Annotated in this window: 16 protein-coding genes; 9 read left to right on the top strand and 7 right to left on the bottom strand. The window is 63.2% G+C overall.

All coding sequences use genetic code 11. The annotated features are described in order from the left end of the window. Positions 1-75: 75 nt before the first annotated feature. Complete coding sequence (locus tag VGE08_RS11825; protein ID WP_331068091.1) at positions 76-747, bottom strand: glutathione S-transferase family protein; 672 nt, start codon at positions 745-747, stop codon at positions 76-78. Between the two features lie 194 nt (positions 748-941). Here VGE08_RS11825 and VGE08_RS11820 point away from each other — a divergent pair, with 194 nt between their 5' ends. The 7 genes from VGE08_RS11820 to VGE08_RS11790 all read left to right on the top strand — a co-directional run bounded on the left by VGE08_RS11820 (position 942) and on the right by VGE08_RS11790 (position 8,001). Beyond that, positions 942-1,787 carry a sulfurtransferase gene (locus VGE08_RS11820; RefSeq protein ID WP_331068090.1) on the top strand — a complete coding sequence of 282 codons (846 nt, stop codon included), beginning with the start codon at positions 942-944 and terminating at the stop codon, positions 1,785-1,787. A 103-nt stretch (positions 1,788-1,890) separates the two neighbouring features. Beyond that, positions 1,891-3,858 carry a biosynthetic arginine decarboxylase gene (gene speA / locus VGE08_RS11815; protein ID WP_331068089.1) on the top strand — a complete coding sequence of 656 codons (1,968 nt, stop codon included), beginning with the start codon at positions 1,891-1,893 and terminating at the stop codon, positions 3,856-3,858. A gap of 315 nt (positions 3,859-4,173) precedes the next feature. Beyond that, complete coding sequence (locus tag VGE08_RS11810; protein WP_331068088.1) at positions 4,174-4,449, top strand: RNA-binding protein; 276 nt, start codon at positions 4,174-4,176, stop codon at positions 4,447-4,449. A gap of 216 nt (positions 4,450-4,665) precedes the next feature. Further along, entirely contained in the window at positions 4,666-5,514 is an 849-nt protein-coding gene (locus VGE08_RS11805) for a hypothetical protein (protein WP_331068087.1), read from the top strand. After that, positions 5,511-6,710 (top strand): succinylglutamate desuccinylase/aspartoacylase family protein, encoded by a 1,200-nt coding sequence (locus tag VGE08_RS11800; RefSeq protein ID WP_331068086.1) that lies wholly within the window; start codon positions 5,511-5,513, stop codon positions 6,708-6,710. Before VGE08_RS11805 ends, VGE08_RS11800 begins: the two co-directional genes overlap by 4 nt. Before the next feature lie 7 nt (positions 6,711-6,717). Then, a complete protein-coding gene (locus VGE08_RS11795) occupies positions 6,718-7,260 on the top strand; it encodes an NUDIX hydrolase (RefSeq protein ID WP_331068085.1) in 543 nt (180 codons plus the stop codon). Between the two features lie 369 nt (positions 7,261-7,629). Continuing rightward, positions 7,630-8,001: a hypothetical protein gene (locus tag VGE08_RS11790; RefSeq protein ID WP_331068084.1), complete on the top strand. Its 372-nt coding sequence runs from the start codon at positions 7,630-7,632 to the stop codon at positions 7,999-8,001. Between the two features lie 44 nt (positions 8,002-8,045). On the opposite strand, the gene VGE08_RS11785 is transcribed toward VGE08_RS11790, so the two are convergent. From VGE08_RS11785 to VGE08_RS11760, 6 genes are all read right to left on the bottom strand, one after another. Continuing rightward, positions 8,046-8,699, bottom strand: coding sequence for a hypothetical protein (locus VGE08_RS11785; RefSeq protein ID WP_331068083.1), 654 nt, complete (start codon positions 8,697-8,699; stop codon positions 8,046-8,048). A 1-nt stretch (position 8,700) separates the two neighbouring features. Continuing rightward, positions 8,701-9,324, bottom strand: coding sequence for a hypothetical protein (locus VGE08_RS11780; protein WP_331068082.1), 624 nt, complete (start codon positions 9,322-9,324; stop codon positions 8,701-8,703). A 353-nt stretch (positions 9,325-9,677) separates the two neighbouring features. Next, positions 9,678-11,081 carry a putative porin gene (locus VGE08_RS11775; protein ID WP_331068081.1) on the bottom strand — a complete coding sequence of 468 codons (1,404 nt, stop codon included), beginning with the start codon at positions 11,079-11,081 and terminating at the stop codon, positions 9,678-9,680. 247 nt (positions 11,082-11,328) lie between these two features. Further along, positions 11,329-11,637, bottom strand: coding sequence for an RNA-binding protein (locus tag VGE08_RS11770; RefSeq protein ID WP_331068080.1), 309 nt, complete (start codon positions 11,635-11,637; stop codon positions 11,329-11,331). 429 nt (positions 11,638-12,066) lie between these two features. Next, entirely contained in the window at positions 12,067-12,768 is a 702-nt protein-coding gene (locus VGE08_RS11765; protein ID WP_331068079.1) for an HAD family hydrolase, read from the bottom strand. Continuing rightward, the gene (locus VGE08_RS11760) at positions 12,765-13,958 is read right to left on the bottom strand and encodes an O-succinylhomoserine sulfhydrylase (RefSeq protein ID WP_331068078.1); all 1,194 of its coding nucleotides are present in this window, start codon (positions 13,956-13,958) and stop codon (positions 12,765-12,767) included. Before VGE08_RS11760 ends, VGE08_RS11765 begins: the two co-directional genes overlap by 4 nt. Before the next feature lie 182 nt (positions 13,959-14,140). Here VGE08_RS11760 and VGE08_RS11755 point away from each other — a divergent pair, with 182 nt between their 5' ends. Both VGE08_RS11755 and VGE08_RS11750 read left to right on the top strand, forming a co-directional pair. Beyond that, entirely contained in the window at positions 14,141-14,791 is a 651-nt protein-coding gene (locus VGE08_RS11755) for a glutathione S-transferase family protein (RefSeq protein ID WP_331068077.1), read from the top strand. Between the two features lie 138 nt (positions 14,792-14,929). Further along, positions 14,930-16,114 (top strand): FIST signal transduction protein, encoded by a 1,185-nt coding sequence (locus tag VGE08_RS11750; protein WP_331068076.1) that lies wholly within the window; start codon positions 14,930-14,932, stop codon positions 16,112-16,114. Positions 16,115-16,135 lie beyond the last annotated feature (21 nt).

The raw sequence follows: 16,135 nt of genomic DNA, 5'->3' as shown, positions 1-16,135 counted from the left end.
CGTGGCGAGGCAATTTCAAGGCTCCGGCCCCACTATTTTCCCGGAGAAAGGGCGGCGCCGCGCAGCGGCGCAACGTTATTCCTTCGGTTCCTTCCAGTGCGGCGGATAGGTTTTCTCGTAGCCCGGCGTCGCTTCGACGCGCTCGATCCACGCGGCGATGGCGGGAAAAGTCGTCTCGATCGGCAGCAGACGCGCGCGCAGATCTTCCGCCTCGCGCCGCTCCAGCACGCGCTTCAGCTGCTGGATGCCCGGAAACACCACGATATCCGCAGCCGAGTACGCATCGCCGACCAGCCATGACGACGTCGACAGGCGGTTCTCGATGGTGCGCGCTTCGGCGATCACGAAATTCAGCGCGCGCTCGATCTCTTCCATGTGTCCTTCCAAGCCCTGGAACAAAATGGCGTAGATCAATTTGGCGATATGGTCCTCGGCATACGACTGATACTCGCAAATCACGCGCTGAATCGTGCCTTCCTCCTCAGCCGTCCTGCCGAAGATGGGAATGTCGGGATATTTGCGGTCGAGATAGCGCAGGATGGCCAGCGACTCGAACACCACGTAGTCGCCGTCCTTGAGCACGGGCACGCGGCCGCGCGGATTCATTTGCAACATCTCCGGCGAGCGGTGCTCCTGCTTGGAGAACTGCACCAGGTGCGACACATACGGCAGACGCTTGCACTCGAGCGCGAGCAGCGCGCGCCAGGAATAAGGGCTGCCGCTTCCCCACCACAGTTCCAGTGCCATGTGTTCGCCCCAGCTGGCTCTTGCCGAAAAGAGCGGGATTGTAACCAAGCCGGCCGCCGGGGCCAGAACTCTCCGACGAGCGACGTGACGCCGTTGCGCTACAGGCTCAGAATGCACGCATCCGCCGCGCCGCTGTGGCGCGGATGCGGCCAGATGCGCGGCGGTTTCGCCCTCTCACACGCAGGCACGCCTTCATGCTCACCACACTCGTTTCCGTCGACACGCTTGCCGCTCACCTGCAGGACCCGCGCTGGTTGATCGTCGACTGTCGCTTCGATCTGGCGCAGCCCGCGGCCGGCGAAGCCGCCTATCGCGCCGGACACATTCCCGGCGCGGTCTATGCGCACCTCGATCGCGATCTCTCCAGCCCGATCACGCCGACCAGCGGCCGGCATCCGCTGCCCCATCCTGAACACTTCGCCGCCACGGCGAGCCGCTGGGGCATCACACCCGAGACACAAGTCATCGCGTATGACGCCGACAACGGCATGTACGCCGCGCGCCTGTGGTGGCTGCTGCGCTGGGTCGGTCATCGTGCGGTCGCGGTGCTGGATGGCGGCTTGAAGGCATGGACAGCCGCGGCGCTGCCGACGAGCACTGCAATCCCCGTACGTCAGCCGTCGCATTTTCAAGCGCATCCCAATCGCGATCTGTGGCTCGACGCCGAGCAAGTGCAGGCCCGTGTGCGACAGCCCGACTGGAGATTGCTCGACGCGCGCGCTCCGGAACGCTTCAGCGGCAAGGTCGAACCGCTCGACACCGTCGCGGGCCACGTGCCAGGCGCTCGCAATCATCCGTTCGCAACCAATCTTGCGAGCGACGGGCGCTTCGGCGCGCCCGAAGAGTTACGACGCCGCTACGAGCAGTCGCAGGCGGGCGTCGCCGACGATCACACCATCGTGATGTGCGGCTCCGGCGTAACGGCGTGTCATCTGCTGCTGGCGATGGAGGTCGCGGGCAAACCCGGTGCGCGCTTGTACGCCGGCTCCTGGAGCGAATGGATCAGAGATCCGCGCCGAGGCGTTGCTACTACGGATTAAATCTCACGCTACATTTTTTACTTTTTGCAGCATTCTCTTTCCGCTATCTTGCGCGCGTTTTCCCGGACGGCAGCTCTCCCGCTTTTCACACAGGCCCGCCACCTTGGACTCGACCGCAAAAAAACCGCTGCCGCTGGGCGTCACCAACGGCTCCTGGGATACGGACGATTCGCTCGATCTGTATCAGGTGCCGCATTGGGGCAAGCACTACTTCAGCATCAATGCTGCCGGCCACGTGGTGGTGCGTCCGGACGGCACGCCGGATCGCGAGATCGATTTGTATGAAGTGGTGGAAGGGCTGCGTGCGCGCGATTTGACCACGCCAGTGGTGGTGCGCTTCTCGGACATCCTGCGTCACCGTCTGAGCCGTCTGCAGAAAGCCTTCGCGCAGGCCATCGCCGAGAACGACTACAAGAACCGCTACACCGCGGTGTTCCCGATCAAGGTCAACCAGCAACGGCTGGTGGTCGAGGAAGTGTATCGCTACGGCAAGGAATTCGGCTTCGGCCTGGAAGCGGGCTCCAAGCCCGAGCTGCTGGCGGTGATGGCGCTGACCGAGGACGCGCCCGAGCGCATGATCGTCTGCAACGGCTTCAAGGACGACAGCTACATCGAGGCGGTGATCCTGGCCACCAAGCTCGGCCGCACCATCATTCCGGTGATCGAGAATTTCGAAGAGCTGCAGCTGGTGCTCAAGCACGCGCAGAAATATCAGGTGCGTCCGCGCATCGGCGTGCGCGTGAAGCTGGCGAGCGAAGGCGCCGGCCGCTGGCGCGATTCGGCCGGCGAAAAATCCAAGTTCGGTCTGTTCGTCACCGAGATCCTCGAGCTGGTGAAGGTGCTGAAGACCCACGACATGCTCGATTGCCTGGAGCTGGTGCACTGTCATCCGGGCAGCCAGCTGCAGGACATCCGCCGCGTCAAGGACGCGATCAACGAGCTGGCGCACGTGTACGCCGAGCTGAAGCTGATGGGCGCCGGGCTCAAATACATCGACGTGGGCGGCGGCCTCGGCGTGGACTACGACGGCAGCGGCACCAATTTCGAATCATCGATGAACTACACCATGAACGAATATGCCAGCGACGTGGTGTATCGCATCGGCAGCGTCTGCAACGCCCGCGGCATCGATCATCCCGTGATCGTGAGCGAATCGGGCCGCGCCACCGCCGCGCATCACAGCGTGCTGGTGTTCAACACGCTGGGCCATTCGTGCATGGATAAATTCCGCATCTCCGAGCGCATCGAAGACGAGCACAACGGCAACAGGGACGACTTGCCGCAGCCGGTGCTGGATCTGTTCGACGCGTATCGCACCATCTCCGAGCGCCGCCTGGTGGAGTGCTATCACGACGCGCTGCAGGCCCGCGAACAGGCGCTGCAAATGTTCAACCTCGGCCTGCTCAGCCTGGAATTTCGCGGGCTGACGGAACGTTTGTATTGGGCGACGTGCGCGAAAATCCGCGATTACTGCCGCAAGCTGGAGCGCGTGCCCGAGGAGCTGGAAGGGCTCGAGCTGATTCTTTCCGATACGTACTTTTGTAACTTTTCCGTGTTCCAGTCGCTGCCCGACAGCTGGGCCATCGGCCAGCTGTTTCCCATCATGCCCATTCACCGGCTGGACGAGAAACCCACGCGCAACGCCGTGCTGGCCGACATCACCTGCGATTCGGACGGCAAGATCGACCGCTTCGTCAGCCAGCGCGACGTGAAGCGCACGCTGGAGCTGCACGAGCTCAAGCCCGGCGAGGAGTATTACCTGGCCGCGTTCCTGGTCGGTGCCTACCAGGAAACCTTGGGCGATTTGCATAATCTGTTCGGCGACACCCACGTGGTGCATATCCGCCTGCACGACCAGGGCGGCTGGTGGATCGAGGAGATCGTCAAGGGCGACACCGCCGGCAAGGTGCTGAGCTACATGCAATACGACGTGGACCGGCTGTTTCCGCAGTTCGCCCGCGATTGCGAGCGAGCGGTGCGCGAAGGCCGCATGACCCTGGTGGAAAGCCAGGCGCTGCGCCGCTTCTACGAGTCGGAGCTGAACGGCTATACCTATCTGGAAGGGGCTTGAGCTGGCGCCCCTTAGCGGGGCGCCGCTTTCGTTCGCAGCTGCAAAAAAAACCAAAACCCGTTTGTCAAGTGCGATCGTTGCAGTCGCCAAAAGGCTGACGTAGTATCGGACGCGGTCAGCTGAATACGCATTTCAACCTACAAGAGCGACCTTCGGACACACGCGCTTTAGAAAGCTCGTCTCCAGCACGCCATCCCCATGGTTGATTGTCAGCGACCAAGACACGGCGATCGTTCTTCCATCCGGGAGCCCATGAGCTCGTCCGGAGGCGACCGCTTGGCTGCAACATTTGTCTGGCCCCGAGAGTGACCTTCGATGACGACGATCTATGTTGGCAATCTGCCGTTCAGCGCTACTGAAACGGACGTCCGCTCCCTGTTCGAAAAACATGGCACGGTGCAATCGGTCAAACTGGTGAACGACCGCGAAACCGGCCGGCCGCGCGGCTTCGGTTTCGTGGAGATGCCCACCAGCGATGCCCAGACCGCCATTCAACACATGAATGGATTCGAGATGGGCGGCCGCCCGCTGCGCGTGAACGAAGCCCGCGAGCGCGAGGCTCGTCCGCCGCGCCAGAACGGACGCTGGTAACGAGCTCGGGCTGCCGGGCGCGCGCTGGCAGCCGTAACTGAACCAGCGCCGATCGGAATCGTCCATGCGCCGCGCTTCTCGCAGGGCGCGGCGCATGTGACCTGAAAGGCTGCGCCGCTCGCCAGCAGCGCGGCCCGGGATGGTGTGCGGCAGACTGGTTTTGCTTTGCACGCCATTCCACTATCTTCGCGACACCTTGAGTCGCGAGGAGAAGGAATGAAGTTGCCGTGCGCCGCCCCGCTGAGTCGCTGGTTTGGATTGCTGGTGCTGGGCGCGGCATTTCTGACTGGTTGCGCAACGACGCCCACCACCGATCCGGCCACCGCGGCCCTCCTGGATACCCTCATCGCCGGCGAGCACCGTGTACGGGAGCATCGCGCACGCGATGCCTATCGCCACCCGAAAGAGACATTGCAGTTTTTCGGCATCCGCCAGGACATGACTGTCGTGGAGGTCTGGCCGGGAGCGGGCTGGTACACGGAGATTCTCGCGCCGCTATTGCGGGATCACGGCCAGCTGTACGCCGCCCTGCTCGATCCGGCCGCGGGCGATTACGCCCGGAACACGGTCGAGACCTACCGTAGCAAGCTGCAGCTGCGGCCGGACCTGTACGGCAAAGTCATCACCACGACGCTCGCCGCGCCGCCAGCCAAGAGCGAGATCGCACCGCCCGGCTCGGCCGATCTCGTGCTCACATTTCGCAGCCTGCACAACTGGATGATGTTCGGCTGGGAGCGCGAGGCGTTCGCAGCCATGCATGCGGCGCTCAAACCCGGGGGTGTGCTCGGCGTGGTCGGTCATCGAGGTGACCCGAAGCTGCCGCAGGATCCCAAAGCCGTCTCCGGTTATGTGCGCGAGGATGAAGCCATCCGCATCATCGAAGCCGCCGGGTTCCGCCTGGTCGCCCGCTCCGAGATCAACGCCAATCCCAGGGACACCAAGAATTACGAAAAAGGCGTGTGGACGCTGCCGCCCGGCTTTGCCGACGGCGACCAGGCACGCTATGAACGAATCGGCGAGAGCGATCGTTTCACGCTGAAGTTCGTCAAGGCCGACACGCCATGACGAGGACCTCGACACGCGCCGCCATGGCCGCTGCATCCATCGCTGCGATCCTGTGCTGTTCGCTGGCTCACGCCGCCGAGCCGCCCCCTCCAGTGCCGAAACCCGCGACTATGGAAGGCTCCGAGACGTTCAGGCCCAAAGGCCGTCTGCGGCTGCTGGGCAGCGAGGTGGCGCCCGGCACCAGCAAGAAACTCACCTGGACCAGCGGCGCGGCCATGGAAGGATTCGTGTCGCCGGTGCCGGTCTTCGTGCTCAACGGCAAGGGCCCGGGCCCGGTGCTCTGCCTGACGGCAGCCGTGCATGGCGATGAGTTGAATGGCATCGAAGTCGCGCGGCGCGTGCTCGACGATCTGGATGTCGAAGAGCTCAACGGCGCGGTCATCGGCGTGCCCATCGTCAACATCCAGGGCTTCTATCGCGGCACTCGCTATCTGCCGGACCGCCGCGATCTGAATCGTTACTTCCCCGGCAATCCGACCGGCAGCGCCGCGACGCGCATGGCGCATTCGTTCTTCACCGAAGTGGTGAAACATTGCTCCGCGCTCATCGATTTGCACACCGGCTCGCTGAATCGCACCAACCTGCCGCAGGTGCGAGCCGACCTGCGACTGCCGCAAGTGTCGCGGATGACCAAGGCATTCGGCGCGACGGTGGTCCTGCACAGCGTCGGCGAGCGAGGCTCGCTGCGGCGGGCTGCTACCGACGCGGGCATTCCGTCGGTGACCTTCGAGATGGGCGAGCCCATGCGTGTGCAGTCCGAGCAGGTGGAGCACGGTGCCAAGGCCGTGGAAACACTGCTGTACTCGCTGGGCATGACCAAGCAGCGCCGCTACTGGGGCGATCCCGAGCCGGTGTACTACGCATCCAAGTGGGTGCGTGTGGACCACGGCGGCATCCTGTTTTCCGACGTCGCGCTCGGCGAGCGTGTCAGCGAAGGCGAGTTGCTGGGCGTGGTCGCCGATCCGATCTCGAACAAGCAGTACCGCATCTACGCACCCACCAGCGGCCGGGTGCTCGGCATGGCCCTCAACCAGGTGGTGCTGCCCGGCTTCGCCGCTTATCGCATCGGCACGGCCACCACGCCTTCGAAGATGTTCCAGCAGGCCACCGAAGAGGCCAATGAAAACCATGGCGAAGACAATCGCGAAGACGACGAAGCCGCGCCCACCGAGGAAGTCGAGCCGCCAGCCCCATAGGTAACCCATGACTCTCGAAAAAGTGACCCCGGTGCTGGATGGCCGCATCATCAAGGTGAACATCGAGCAGGTGAAGCTGCCCAACGATCACGTCGCAACCCTCGAGATCGTGCATCACCCCGGCGGCGCCGCGGTGGTCGCGCTCGACGACAGCGGGCGTGTGTGCCTGGTCCGCCAGTACCGGCATGCCGCGGGCGGCTACATCTGGGAATTTCCGGCAGGCAAGATCGATAACCAGGAACCGCCACTGCAGACCGCACAACGCGAGCTCGAAGAAGAAGCTGGCTGCACCGCGCGCGAGTGGCGCAGCCTGGGCGAATACTTGAGCTCGCCGGGGTTTTTGACCGAGGTCGTATACCTGTTTCTGGCCACCGGACTGACCGACGTCGGGCACAAGTTGGAGGAAAGCGAAGTGCTCGAAGCGCACTGGCTGCCGTTCGAGCAGGTCATGCAGATGGCTCACAGTGGCGAATTGCGCGACGGCAAATCGCTGGCCGCGCTATTGCGCGCGTCCCCTTATGTGCAAGGCCTGGCGCGCGGCCAGCCGTAACAGCCGCAGAGTGTCGGCTTTTTTTTCGCATCCGTGCCACTGTCGAAACGCGTGACACCTCGGCTTGCGCAACCAAAACCTGCATCACACTTTTGTAACTTGATTGCACCGCAGCGACGCTCTTCAATACGCGCAGCACTCTAAGGGTAATGGCCCTTAGTCAGGGCCCTGCAGTGGTTGGTGGTTGGTGGTTAGCGGTTAGCGGTTGGGGCAGAACGGAGGCCAGGATTTACTCATTTCGGCCAACCGCTATCCGCTATCCGCTGCGACAAAGACGGTTAACTAAGCACCATTGACTCTAAGGGTAGGGAAGCCTCATGAGCTCGCGGGCCGATGCCGGCCTGCGCGATGGAACCGGGAGAGTTGGAGTTGAACGACCAATTGAGAAAACTGGGATTTCGCCTGCGACCGCGCGTGGTCGAGTCGAAGCAGCCGGGCCGCATCGCTTTCGACGAGCGCGGCAACGCTGTGTACGAATGGAACGACGATCGCCTGAGCCAGGACGGCGAGGCCGGCGAGCGGGCGCGTCGCAAAGCGCTGGACCATCCGGGCCTGTCGATGGTGGAAGAGGAGCAGGTGAGCAACGCGCCTATCCGGAACAACGCCAAGGGCCTGCGCCTGGGCTACAACCCATACGAAAGCGGCCTGCTGCCAAAGAAGACAGCCCCGCGGAAGCGCGACCTGCGCCAGCTCTCGAAGTGGATCGAGATGAAGAAGCGCGTCACCAAGAGCGAGGACTGAGCCCGACCTGGACGCGGCCGGACGGCCGCCTGGCCCGAGCTGGATCAAACCACCAGTTGCCTGATTTTTTCCTGGTGGCCGCAGCGGAAGAAGCGCCGCAGCTCGGCCAGCCACTTCTCCGGCTGCCAGCGCCGCGGGTGCAGATAGCGTTGGTCCAGTGACCGGCAATAGCGCGCCGCATGGCGGTTCGCCTCTTCGTAGCGCCGACGGCTCGCCTCATCCAGCTCCGGCAGGAAACTCACGCCCCCGAACATCCGCGCATGTAGCGCCCTGGGAAACGCACCGGCGCGCTGCTGGGTCATGAGCGCCACCGCGGTCGCGTACTTGTCGACCTCCGCCTGCAGCTCCAGCTCCAGCAAGGACACCGGCCGCCCGCGCGCGAAACTCCAGATCAAGTAGTGAAAGTGGCTGACGCCTTCGAGCGCCGTGCAGAAGTCATGCAGGTTGCGCTCGTCCAGCGCCTGCAGGGGATCGCATCGCTGCAGGCGATCGAGCACCTGCTGGTCGATATACAGGCCAATGCGAACGCCGCCGTCCTCCTGCACGACGAACACCTGCTCATCGCTGATCGGGCCGGCTCGCTCGCCAACCACCTCGCGCAATCGTGCGGGATCGCAGATGAGGAAGTCTTCGGCATCGTGATCGACGGGGGCGTCGTACAGTCGGGTGAGCAGCGACTGCATACGACGCAGCAGCATGTCAGTGCTCCCTCTTCGCGCCCGCCTGCACGGGCGCCACGCCCAGCCGCTGCAGAATTGCGAAGGCGCGCGGGCTACCGGTCTTCAGCCAGATCTCGTACAGACGCAGGATGTCTTTGTCGGTGTGCTGATACGCCATCTCGGCGACATCGTTGAGCACGTCGACCAGGCGCTGGAACTTGCCGGCGAGCTCCAGGAACACCGCCGCGATCGCCTGGCCGCGCATCGAATAACGCAGGTTCTCCGCCAGCGTGCCGTAGGCTCGACCGCCCATGGCGATGTGATAGTCGATATCGACGAGCTTGCGCGCGAAGCTCTGCGCGAAGAAGCCGGCGATGAACAAGGATACATCGCCCAAGCGGCGCAGCGCCTCGTCGCGCTGCTGACTGGAAGGAGCCGCCGCCGCGTCCGCCAGCATATGAGCGAGCGGTTTGAGTCGCACGCCTTCAGCGGTTCTTTCGTAAAGCGCCTCGGACCGGGCAAACATCGTGAGCACGTTCACGACGTAGTGTTCGGTGTGATCGTCGACAGCCACGCGCTGGTTACGCAGCGCCTTCTGCACCGAGTCGTGAAAGAACTCGCGCAGGTTGGGAACCGCAACGACCGTTCCAGAACCCTCCAGCATCGCCAAGCACCTCTCGTGTTCCTGAGCAAACTCAAGATTGCCGACCGCGTACTGATTCTATCGGCACGCGCCGTCAAAAATTAAATCCTTCATGTTATGAGACAGTTCCCACGTCTATTGGTGCAATCGTCCAAAGGATGAAGTTGGATTTGATCCCGGCGAAGGTTGTCGACGGCGCGTGTTGGCACTCGCCACCGATGTTTGCTGATGCCAGGCTGGCAGAGGTGTGGCGATTACTTCGCCAGCTGCAGCACACTCGAGCCCACGACCGGCAAGCCGATGGGCTGGCCGCCGTCGAGCACCGCAGGGCCACCTGCAGCGGGCGTCTTGGTCAACACGCGCAGCAGCGCACCTCAGAAGCGGGTATTGAAATCGAGCATGAAGCGATCGAAATCATAGCCGGCGCCGACGTCGCGGTTGTTGTCGGTCTTGAAGTAGGTCGCGTTCAGCACCCAGTTCTGCAACGGCGCATAGCCCATGCGCAACACCCAGCCGTCGGCATCGGAGAGACCGCCGCCGAAATCCGAATCGATGTGTTGAGCAAACAACGCGTCCTTCTCCAGGATTTGATACATCAACCCGGTCTCCCAGCTGCCCGGGTTCGACGCCTTGCCGACCACCGTGCCCACGGCGAACGCCGTATCGAAGCGTGCCTCGAGATTCTTCGCGAAGTCGCCCCACACCTGCAGCGGCACACTGCCGATGCGGGTGCTGTACTCGGCCATCAAGCCGACCACCTGGAAATCGTAGGCGAGTCCGCCGGTGGCGGTGAGCGAGTTGCCATTGGCAGCGCCGTTGTAGAACGGACGCCGTCCTTGCGCCGAAGCCAGGTCGTAGTACGACGCGGCGACGGTCAGCCGGTTCGACCCGATGTCGAAACGATTGCCGAGTTGCAGACCATACATTCTGGTGTCGGCGCGCGTGGCCGTCGGCGTGGCCGTGCCAGCCTGCACGTTCTCTTCGACCCAGAAGCTCCACGCCGAGCCGAACAACGAGCCCGCGCGGTAGGTCACGGCGAGACCTTCGGGATTGACGTCGTTGTCCCAGAACAGGCTCTGGCCCGGGCGCTCGAACGGAACCTTCATCTTGCCGCCGATCAAGTGCGCGCCGTCGGCGAAGCTCCAGTCGAAATAGGCGAGATCGAGATACAGCGATTTGCGAGAGAACGCGCCGTCGAGCTGCACGTTGGCACCGCGCGGATTGCCTGGCGATGAGGAAGTCGCGACGCCGACCGTGGCGACCATGCGATCGTTGACCTTGGCTTGCACCGACAGGCGCGCGCGCAGCAAATCTTCTTCGCGCGTGGCGCCGGCACTTTCATCGTCGGTGCGTTGATGGCGATAGCGCAAGTCGCCTTTGACCGTAACGCGATTCGCCCACTCGGGCTCTTTCGCGGCCGGCCGCGGAGCGTCGGCAGCGTGCAGGGAAGACTGGGCCGCTTGCTGCTGGCCCATGAGCTGGCTCGAATTCTGTGCCGCCCGTTGTGTCGACTGCTGGGCCAGCTCTCGACTGACCTGCTCGGTCTGGCGCTTGAGCTCGCCGTTCTCGGCCTTGAGTCTTTCGTTCTCGGCTTCGAGGCGATCGACTCGCTGCAGGATGTTTTGCAGCTGCGAGCGAATCAGCGCGAGCTCTTCCGCAGTCGTTGCGCTCGGCTCGTTGCTCGATGCGTATGCTTGTTTGGCCGGCGACTGCGCCTGAGCGGCCAAGCTGACACTCATGGCAGCTGCGAGCGCTGCCGCGAGTAGCGGATTCTTCACTGACTTTTCTCCGGCGTGGTTGGGTGGGTCACACACCGGTCACGATATCGCAACAATCGCCATGGGTGCTGCCTCGCGGCCCTGTCATGCGAGTTCGCCTGATGTGCCGCCAGGCAACTGCCGGCGCCGGCGGTTGTGTGAGGGAACTCAAATAACGAAAGACCCCGCGGCATTTCTGCCGCGGGGTCTCATCATCAGCTTCAGCTCTAACGAAACCGGCCGAAACCAGTCTCGCTAGCGGTGTTACTTACCAGCGGCCACCGCCGCCGCCACCGCCCGGACCACGGGGACCGCGGCCACCACCGCCGCCACCCTGACGCTCCTGCGCTTCATTCACGCGCAGAGGACGGCCACCCATTTCTTTCCCGTTCAGGGATTGAATGGCGCGCTGAGCATCAGCACGCGGCATTTCCACGAAGCCGAAACCACGAGGACGACCGGTTTCACGATCGTTGATCAGGGCCACTGACTCCACGGTGCCGTGCTGTTCGAACAGCTGGCGAACCTGCGTCTCGTCCGCCGAGAACGGCAGGTTACCGACATAGATCTTTGTCATAGCGATACAGTCTCTCTGAAAAAGCCTCGAGCGCGATCCCCCTGCTAAGGAACAATCATCACTCAGAGGCCTGGTTACATACGGGCTCCGCCCCTGCCACACCGAAGTCGTCCTGACTGTCAGAGCAATGCAGTTGAGGTCCCAGGCCTACGTTCGCGGTCTCGTCGGATTTTTCAGAAGTTGGCCGAAAATGGGTCATCAATGACCCGGCTGGCCAAGCCAGAGAAAAAAGCGGGCAAAGGCAACGAACGGCGCGGAATGTACGCCAATAAAAGCCTCTAGGCAATCAGAGTCAACGACCGCAGGTCCTTGAAAATAGGGATACAACGGCCAATGTACGACGCCATGGACGCCTCGTAGTGGTGCGCTCGCGGCGGCTGCATTGCACCCTGACACTGACGAAAGTCATAGCCGTGCCGGCCATGGTCGCTACTCGAGCCCCAGCAGCCCGCCGAGGTCCTGCAATGTTCGCACTGTATGCACCATGGGTCCGTGCTCGGCCGACCACTGCACCCCATCGCGGTTGATCCAGACCGGCAGCATGCCTGCGGCCCGGGCACCCACTACGTCCAGGGCCGGATCATCACCCACATACACAACCTGTTGGGGTTCCAGCCCGGTTCCTTCGATTACCTTGTGGAACAGCCGGGGGTCGGGCTTGAGCGCGCCCACCTCGCGGGCACACAGGCTGCGCTCGAAATAATGCGCCAGACCGATGCGTCGCAGATCGGCATTGCCGTTGCTGGCAGTGAACAAGCGAAAACGTTGCCCGAGCCGGTCCAACCCTGGCAGCACGTCGTCGTAGAGCACCACTTCGTTGCGCGCCTGGATGAAAGCCTCGAAAGCTTCATCGGCCATGGCCTCCGCATAGCCGAATTCGCGAGCGTGGTCGGCCAGGGTCTGTCGACGCAAAAATGTGAAGTCGTGCGCCATCTGGGGATAGGCGCGCGCGGTTTCCTGCCGCGCTTTGCGCAACATCTCGACCGTCATCGCCGCGGTGACGCGCGGATACCTCTGGGCCAGAAAATCGTACATGGCCTGCTCGGCACGCTCGATCACCGGCATGACGTCCCAGAACGTATTGTCGAGATCGAAGCAGATCCCGCGGATGCGAGATAGATCTCCGCTCATCGTCCCGCGACCGCCCTGACCGCGGCCAGGCCACGCTCCAGATCTGCTTGCAGATCGCGCACGTCTTCGAGGCCGACCGAAATTCGCAGCAGCCCTTCGGTGATGCCGGCGCGCTCGCGCTCGACTGGGGTGATGCGCGAATGCGTGGTCGTGGCCGGATGAGTGATCGTGCTCTTGGCATCGCCCAGATTGGCCGTGATGGACAGCAGACGCGTGGCATCGATGAACGCCCACGCGCCTTCGCGTCCACCTTCCACGTCGAATGCGATCATGCCGCCGTAGCCGCTCTGTTGACGCTTCGCCAGCGCGTGCTGCGGATGAGATTCCAGGCCCGCATAGTGGACCTTGCTGACTCCCTTCTGCGCCTCCAGCCATTGCGCGAGTTGCAGCGCAGCCTGGGAATGCGCGCGCATGCGCAGCTCCAATGTTTCCAATCCCTTCAGGAACACCCACGCATTGAATGGACTCATGCTCGGTCCGGCCGTGCGAATGAAACCGAACACGTCCTTGCCGACCAGTTGCTCGTTACCGAGCACGGCGCCGCCGAGGCAACGCCCCTGCCCATCCAGATATTTGGTGGCCGAGTGGATCACGAGGTCCGCGCCCAGCTCGAACGGTTTTTGCAACGCTGGCGTACAGAAGCAGTTGTCGACGGCCAGGAGCACGCCTCGCTCGTGCGCGATGTCGGCAATGGCGCGAATGTCGGCGAGCACCGAGAGCGGGTTCGAAGGTGTCTCGACGAAGAACAGGCGCGTGTTGCTCTTGATGGCGCGCCGCCATGCTTCAGTGTCGTCGGGACGCACATAGCTGACCTCGACGCCGAACTTCACGAAGTATCGATTGAGCAGTGCGATGGTCGAACCGAACACGCTGTCGGAACAAACGATGTGATCGCCGGCCTTCATCAGCGCCATGCAGGTGGCGAGGATGGCGGCCATGCCCGACGCGGTTGCGACACAAGCATCGGCGCCCTCCATCGCCGCGAGCCGCTCTTCGAAGCAACGCACCGTGGGATTGGTGAAGCGCGAGTAGATGTTGCCCTTCTCGCTCTCGTCGAAACGCGCCGCCGCGTCGGCCGCGCTCGCGAACACGTAGCTGGAGGTGGTGAAAATGGGCTCGGCGTGCTCGCCCTCTGCGCTGCGAATCTGGCCAGCGCGGACCGCAAGCGTGGCGAGGTGGTGTTCGGACATAGAAGTGACTGGTGACTAAAGACTGATGAATGGGCAGAAAAGATGACGGCATCGCATAAGCAAGGTCAACCGTCGTTCAGTAAATCTCGGTGGACGATGCAAGACGCTTGTCGCATCCTGCTGGCCCAAAGACGGTCATTCTGACCAGTCATCAATCATTAGTCATTAGTCACTTCAATCCCATGCTCACCCTGGTCATCGGCAACAAGAACCTGTCCTCCTGGTCGCTGCGCCCCTGGCTGGTGCTGCAGCACTTCGGCCTGCCATTCGAGGAAGTGAAGCTGCCTCTGGATACACCGGCGTTCCATCGCGACATCGTCAAGTACACAGCATCGCGCCGCGCGCCCGTGCTGATCGATGGCGATGCCGCCAGCCCGATCACCATCTGGGATTCGCTAGCCATCGCCGAGTACCTCAACGAGAAAGTGCAGGGTCGTGCCTGGCCCTCGGACACCGCCCTCCGCGCGCACGCACGAGCGGTGAGTGCGGAAATGCACTCGGGCTTCGCTGCCCTGCGCACGTACTGGCCCATGAAGTCCACCGGCAAGGGCAGCGTCGAGCTGCCGCCGGAAGGCAGAGCGGATGCCGCCCGCGTTCAGCAGATCTGGCAGGAGTGCCGCACGCAGTATGCACAACGTGGGCCGTGGTTGTTCGGCGAGTACTGCATCGCCGATGCCATGTACGCACCGGTGGCACTGCGCTTCCGGCACTACGGCGCGACGTTCTCGAGCCCCATCGTCGAGGCGTACCAGCGGCAGGTCATCGAGGACAGCCACATGCAGGCCTGGTTGGCCGATGCCTTGCAGGAAGTGAACAGCAACTGGGGCGCGTGAGTCGGTAAATACCGCTCACCACGCGGACACTTGCCGGCGTAGTGGGCGGCGTAGTCGGCGCCGCAAAGATTGCAGCATGGCATTTGACGGAATATTGCCTAGAATCGGGCGCTCGACTCGCGATCAAGCAGGAAGACCATGCGTTGGGCGTCTGCCATCGACACCGATAATTCCTTGCGTGCCGCGGTGGAACATGCCGCCGAGACCGTGTTCCTGGGTCTGGGCCGGCAGGAACCGGATCTGGCCGTCGTCTTCGTGAGCTCCGATCACGCCGCACATTTCGACGCAGTGCCGGCGCTGCTGCAACGGGAGTTCGAGAACGTCTTCATGTTCGGCTGCTGTGGCGGCGGCGTGATCGGCGGCGGGCGCGAGATCGAAGATCGTCCGGCTTTCTCTTTGACCGGCGCAGTCCTCCCCGGCGTGCACCTGAAAGGCACGCATCTCGATGCAGCTCAAGTGCCACCGGTGTACGCAGAGGCCCGCGCGTGGGAAGACGCGCTTCGTATCACCGCCAGCCAGCAGCCGTCGTTCCTGCTGCTCGCCGACCCCTTCAGCTTCGAAGCTGAAACGTTCATCCGCGGCCTCGACCGTATCTACCCCCTGGCGCCGAAGATCGGCGGCCTTTGCAGCGGCGCCCGCCAGGTCGGCGGCAGCGCGCTGTACCTGGGCAACCAGGTCTATCACTCCGGCTGCATCTCCCTGGCGCTCACCGGCAATGTCGACATCGACATGGTGGTGGCGCAAGGCTGCCGGCCGATCGGCGATCCGATGTTCGTCACCTCGGCGCACGAAAACCTGATCCGCGAGCTGGACGGCAGAACGCCGCGGGACATGCTGTCCGAGCTGTTCGAGCGCCTGCCACCGCCGGATCGCGAATTGTTCAGTCAATCGCTGCACCTGGGCATGGCCATGCGCGCCGACGCCAGCGAATTCACGCCCGGTGATTTCCTGATCCGCGGCATCCTCGGCATGGACCCGCAAAGCGGCGCGCTGTGGGTCAGCGCCAATGTACCGTCCAACAGCGTGGTGCAATTCCATCTGCGCGATGCCGCCACCTCGGCCTTGGACCTGGAGCGCACGCTGACCACTTACAAGGCGTCGCACCAGGTGCCGCCGGACGCCGGCGCATTGCTGTTCTCCTGCCACGGCCGCGGCATCGGCCTGTATGGCCAGGCCGATCACGATTGCAATGCGTTCCGCCGCCTGGTGGCGGACCTGCCCATCGGCGGCTTCTTTTGCGACGGCGAGATCGGCCCCATCCAGAACAACACTTTTCTGCACAGCTACACCAGCGCCTTCGCCGTCATCCATGAGAAGAAATAGGCACGGGAAGAAATAGCGGCT

The sequence above is a fragment of the Steroidobacter sp. genome, from assembly GCF_036406195.1.
Classification (GTDB): Bacteria; Pseudomonadota; Gammaproteobacteria; order Steroidobacterales; family Steroidobacteraceae; genus Steroidobacter.
The sequence above is the reverse complement of the archived record's forward strand: the minus strand, read 5'-3'. Positions and strand labels throughout refer to the sequence as shown.

What these genes read in the sequence shown, in the direction of transcription:
- VGE08_RS11755 (WP_331068077.1), top strand. Translation starts at nt 14,141, where the DNA reads ATGCTCACCCTGGTCATCGGCAACAAGAACCTGTCCTCCTGGTCGCTG.
- VGE08_RS11795 (WP_331068085.1), top strand. Translation starts at nt 6,718, where the DNA reads ATGACTCTCGAAAAAGTGACCCCGGTGCTGGATGGCCGCATCATCAAG.
- VGE08_RS11785 (WP_331068083.1), bottom strand. Translation starts at nt 8,699, where the DNA reads ATGCTGCTGCGTCGTATGCAGTCGCTGCTCACCCGACTGTACGACGCC.
- VGE08_RS11810 (WP_331068088.1), top strand. Translation starts at nt 4,174, where the DNA reads ATGACGACGATCTATGTTGGCAATCTGCCGTTCAGCGCTACTGAAACG.
- VGE08_RS11760 (WP_331068078.1), bottom strand. Translation starts at nt 13,958, where the DNA reads ATGTCCGAACACCACCTCGCCACGCTTGCGGTCCGCGCTGGCCAGATT.
- VGE08_RS11800 (WP_331068086.1), top strand. Translation starts at nt 5,511, where the DNA reads ATGACGAGGACCTCGACACGCGCCGCCATGGCCGCTGCATCCATCGCT.
- VGE08_RS11765 (WP_331068079.1), bottom strand. Translation starts at nt 12,768, where the DNA reads ATGAGCGGAGATCTATCTCGCATCCGCGGGATCTGCTTCGATCTCGAC.
- VGE08_RS11825 (WP_331068091.1), bottom strand. Translation starts at nt 747, where the DNA reads ATGGCACTGGAACTGTGGTGGGGAAGCGGCAGCCCTTATTCCTGGCGC.
- VGE08_RS11805 (WP_331068087.1), top strand. Translation starts at nt 4,666, where the DNA reads ATGAAGTTGCCGTGCGCCGCCCCGCTGAGTCGCTGGTTTGGATTGCTG.
- VGE08_RS11820 (WP_331068090.1), top strand. Translation starts at nt 942, where the DNA reads ATGCTCACCACACTCGTTTCCGTCGACACGCTTGCCGCTCACCTGCAG.
- VGE08_RS11780 (WP_331068082.1), bottom strand. Translation starts at nt 9,324, where the DNA reads ATGCTGGAGGGTTCTGGAACGGTCGTTGCGGTTCCCAACCTGCGCGAG.
- VGE08_RS11750 (WP_331068076.1), top strand. Translation starts at nt 14,930, where the DNA reads ATGCGTTGGGCGTCTGCCATCGACACCGATAATTCCTTGCGTGCCGCG.
- VGE08_RS11770 (WP_331068080.1), bottom strand. Translation starts at nt 11,637, where the DNA reads ATGACAAAGATCTATGTCGGTAACCTGCCGTTCTCGGCGGACGAGACG.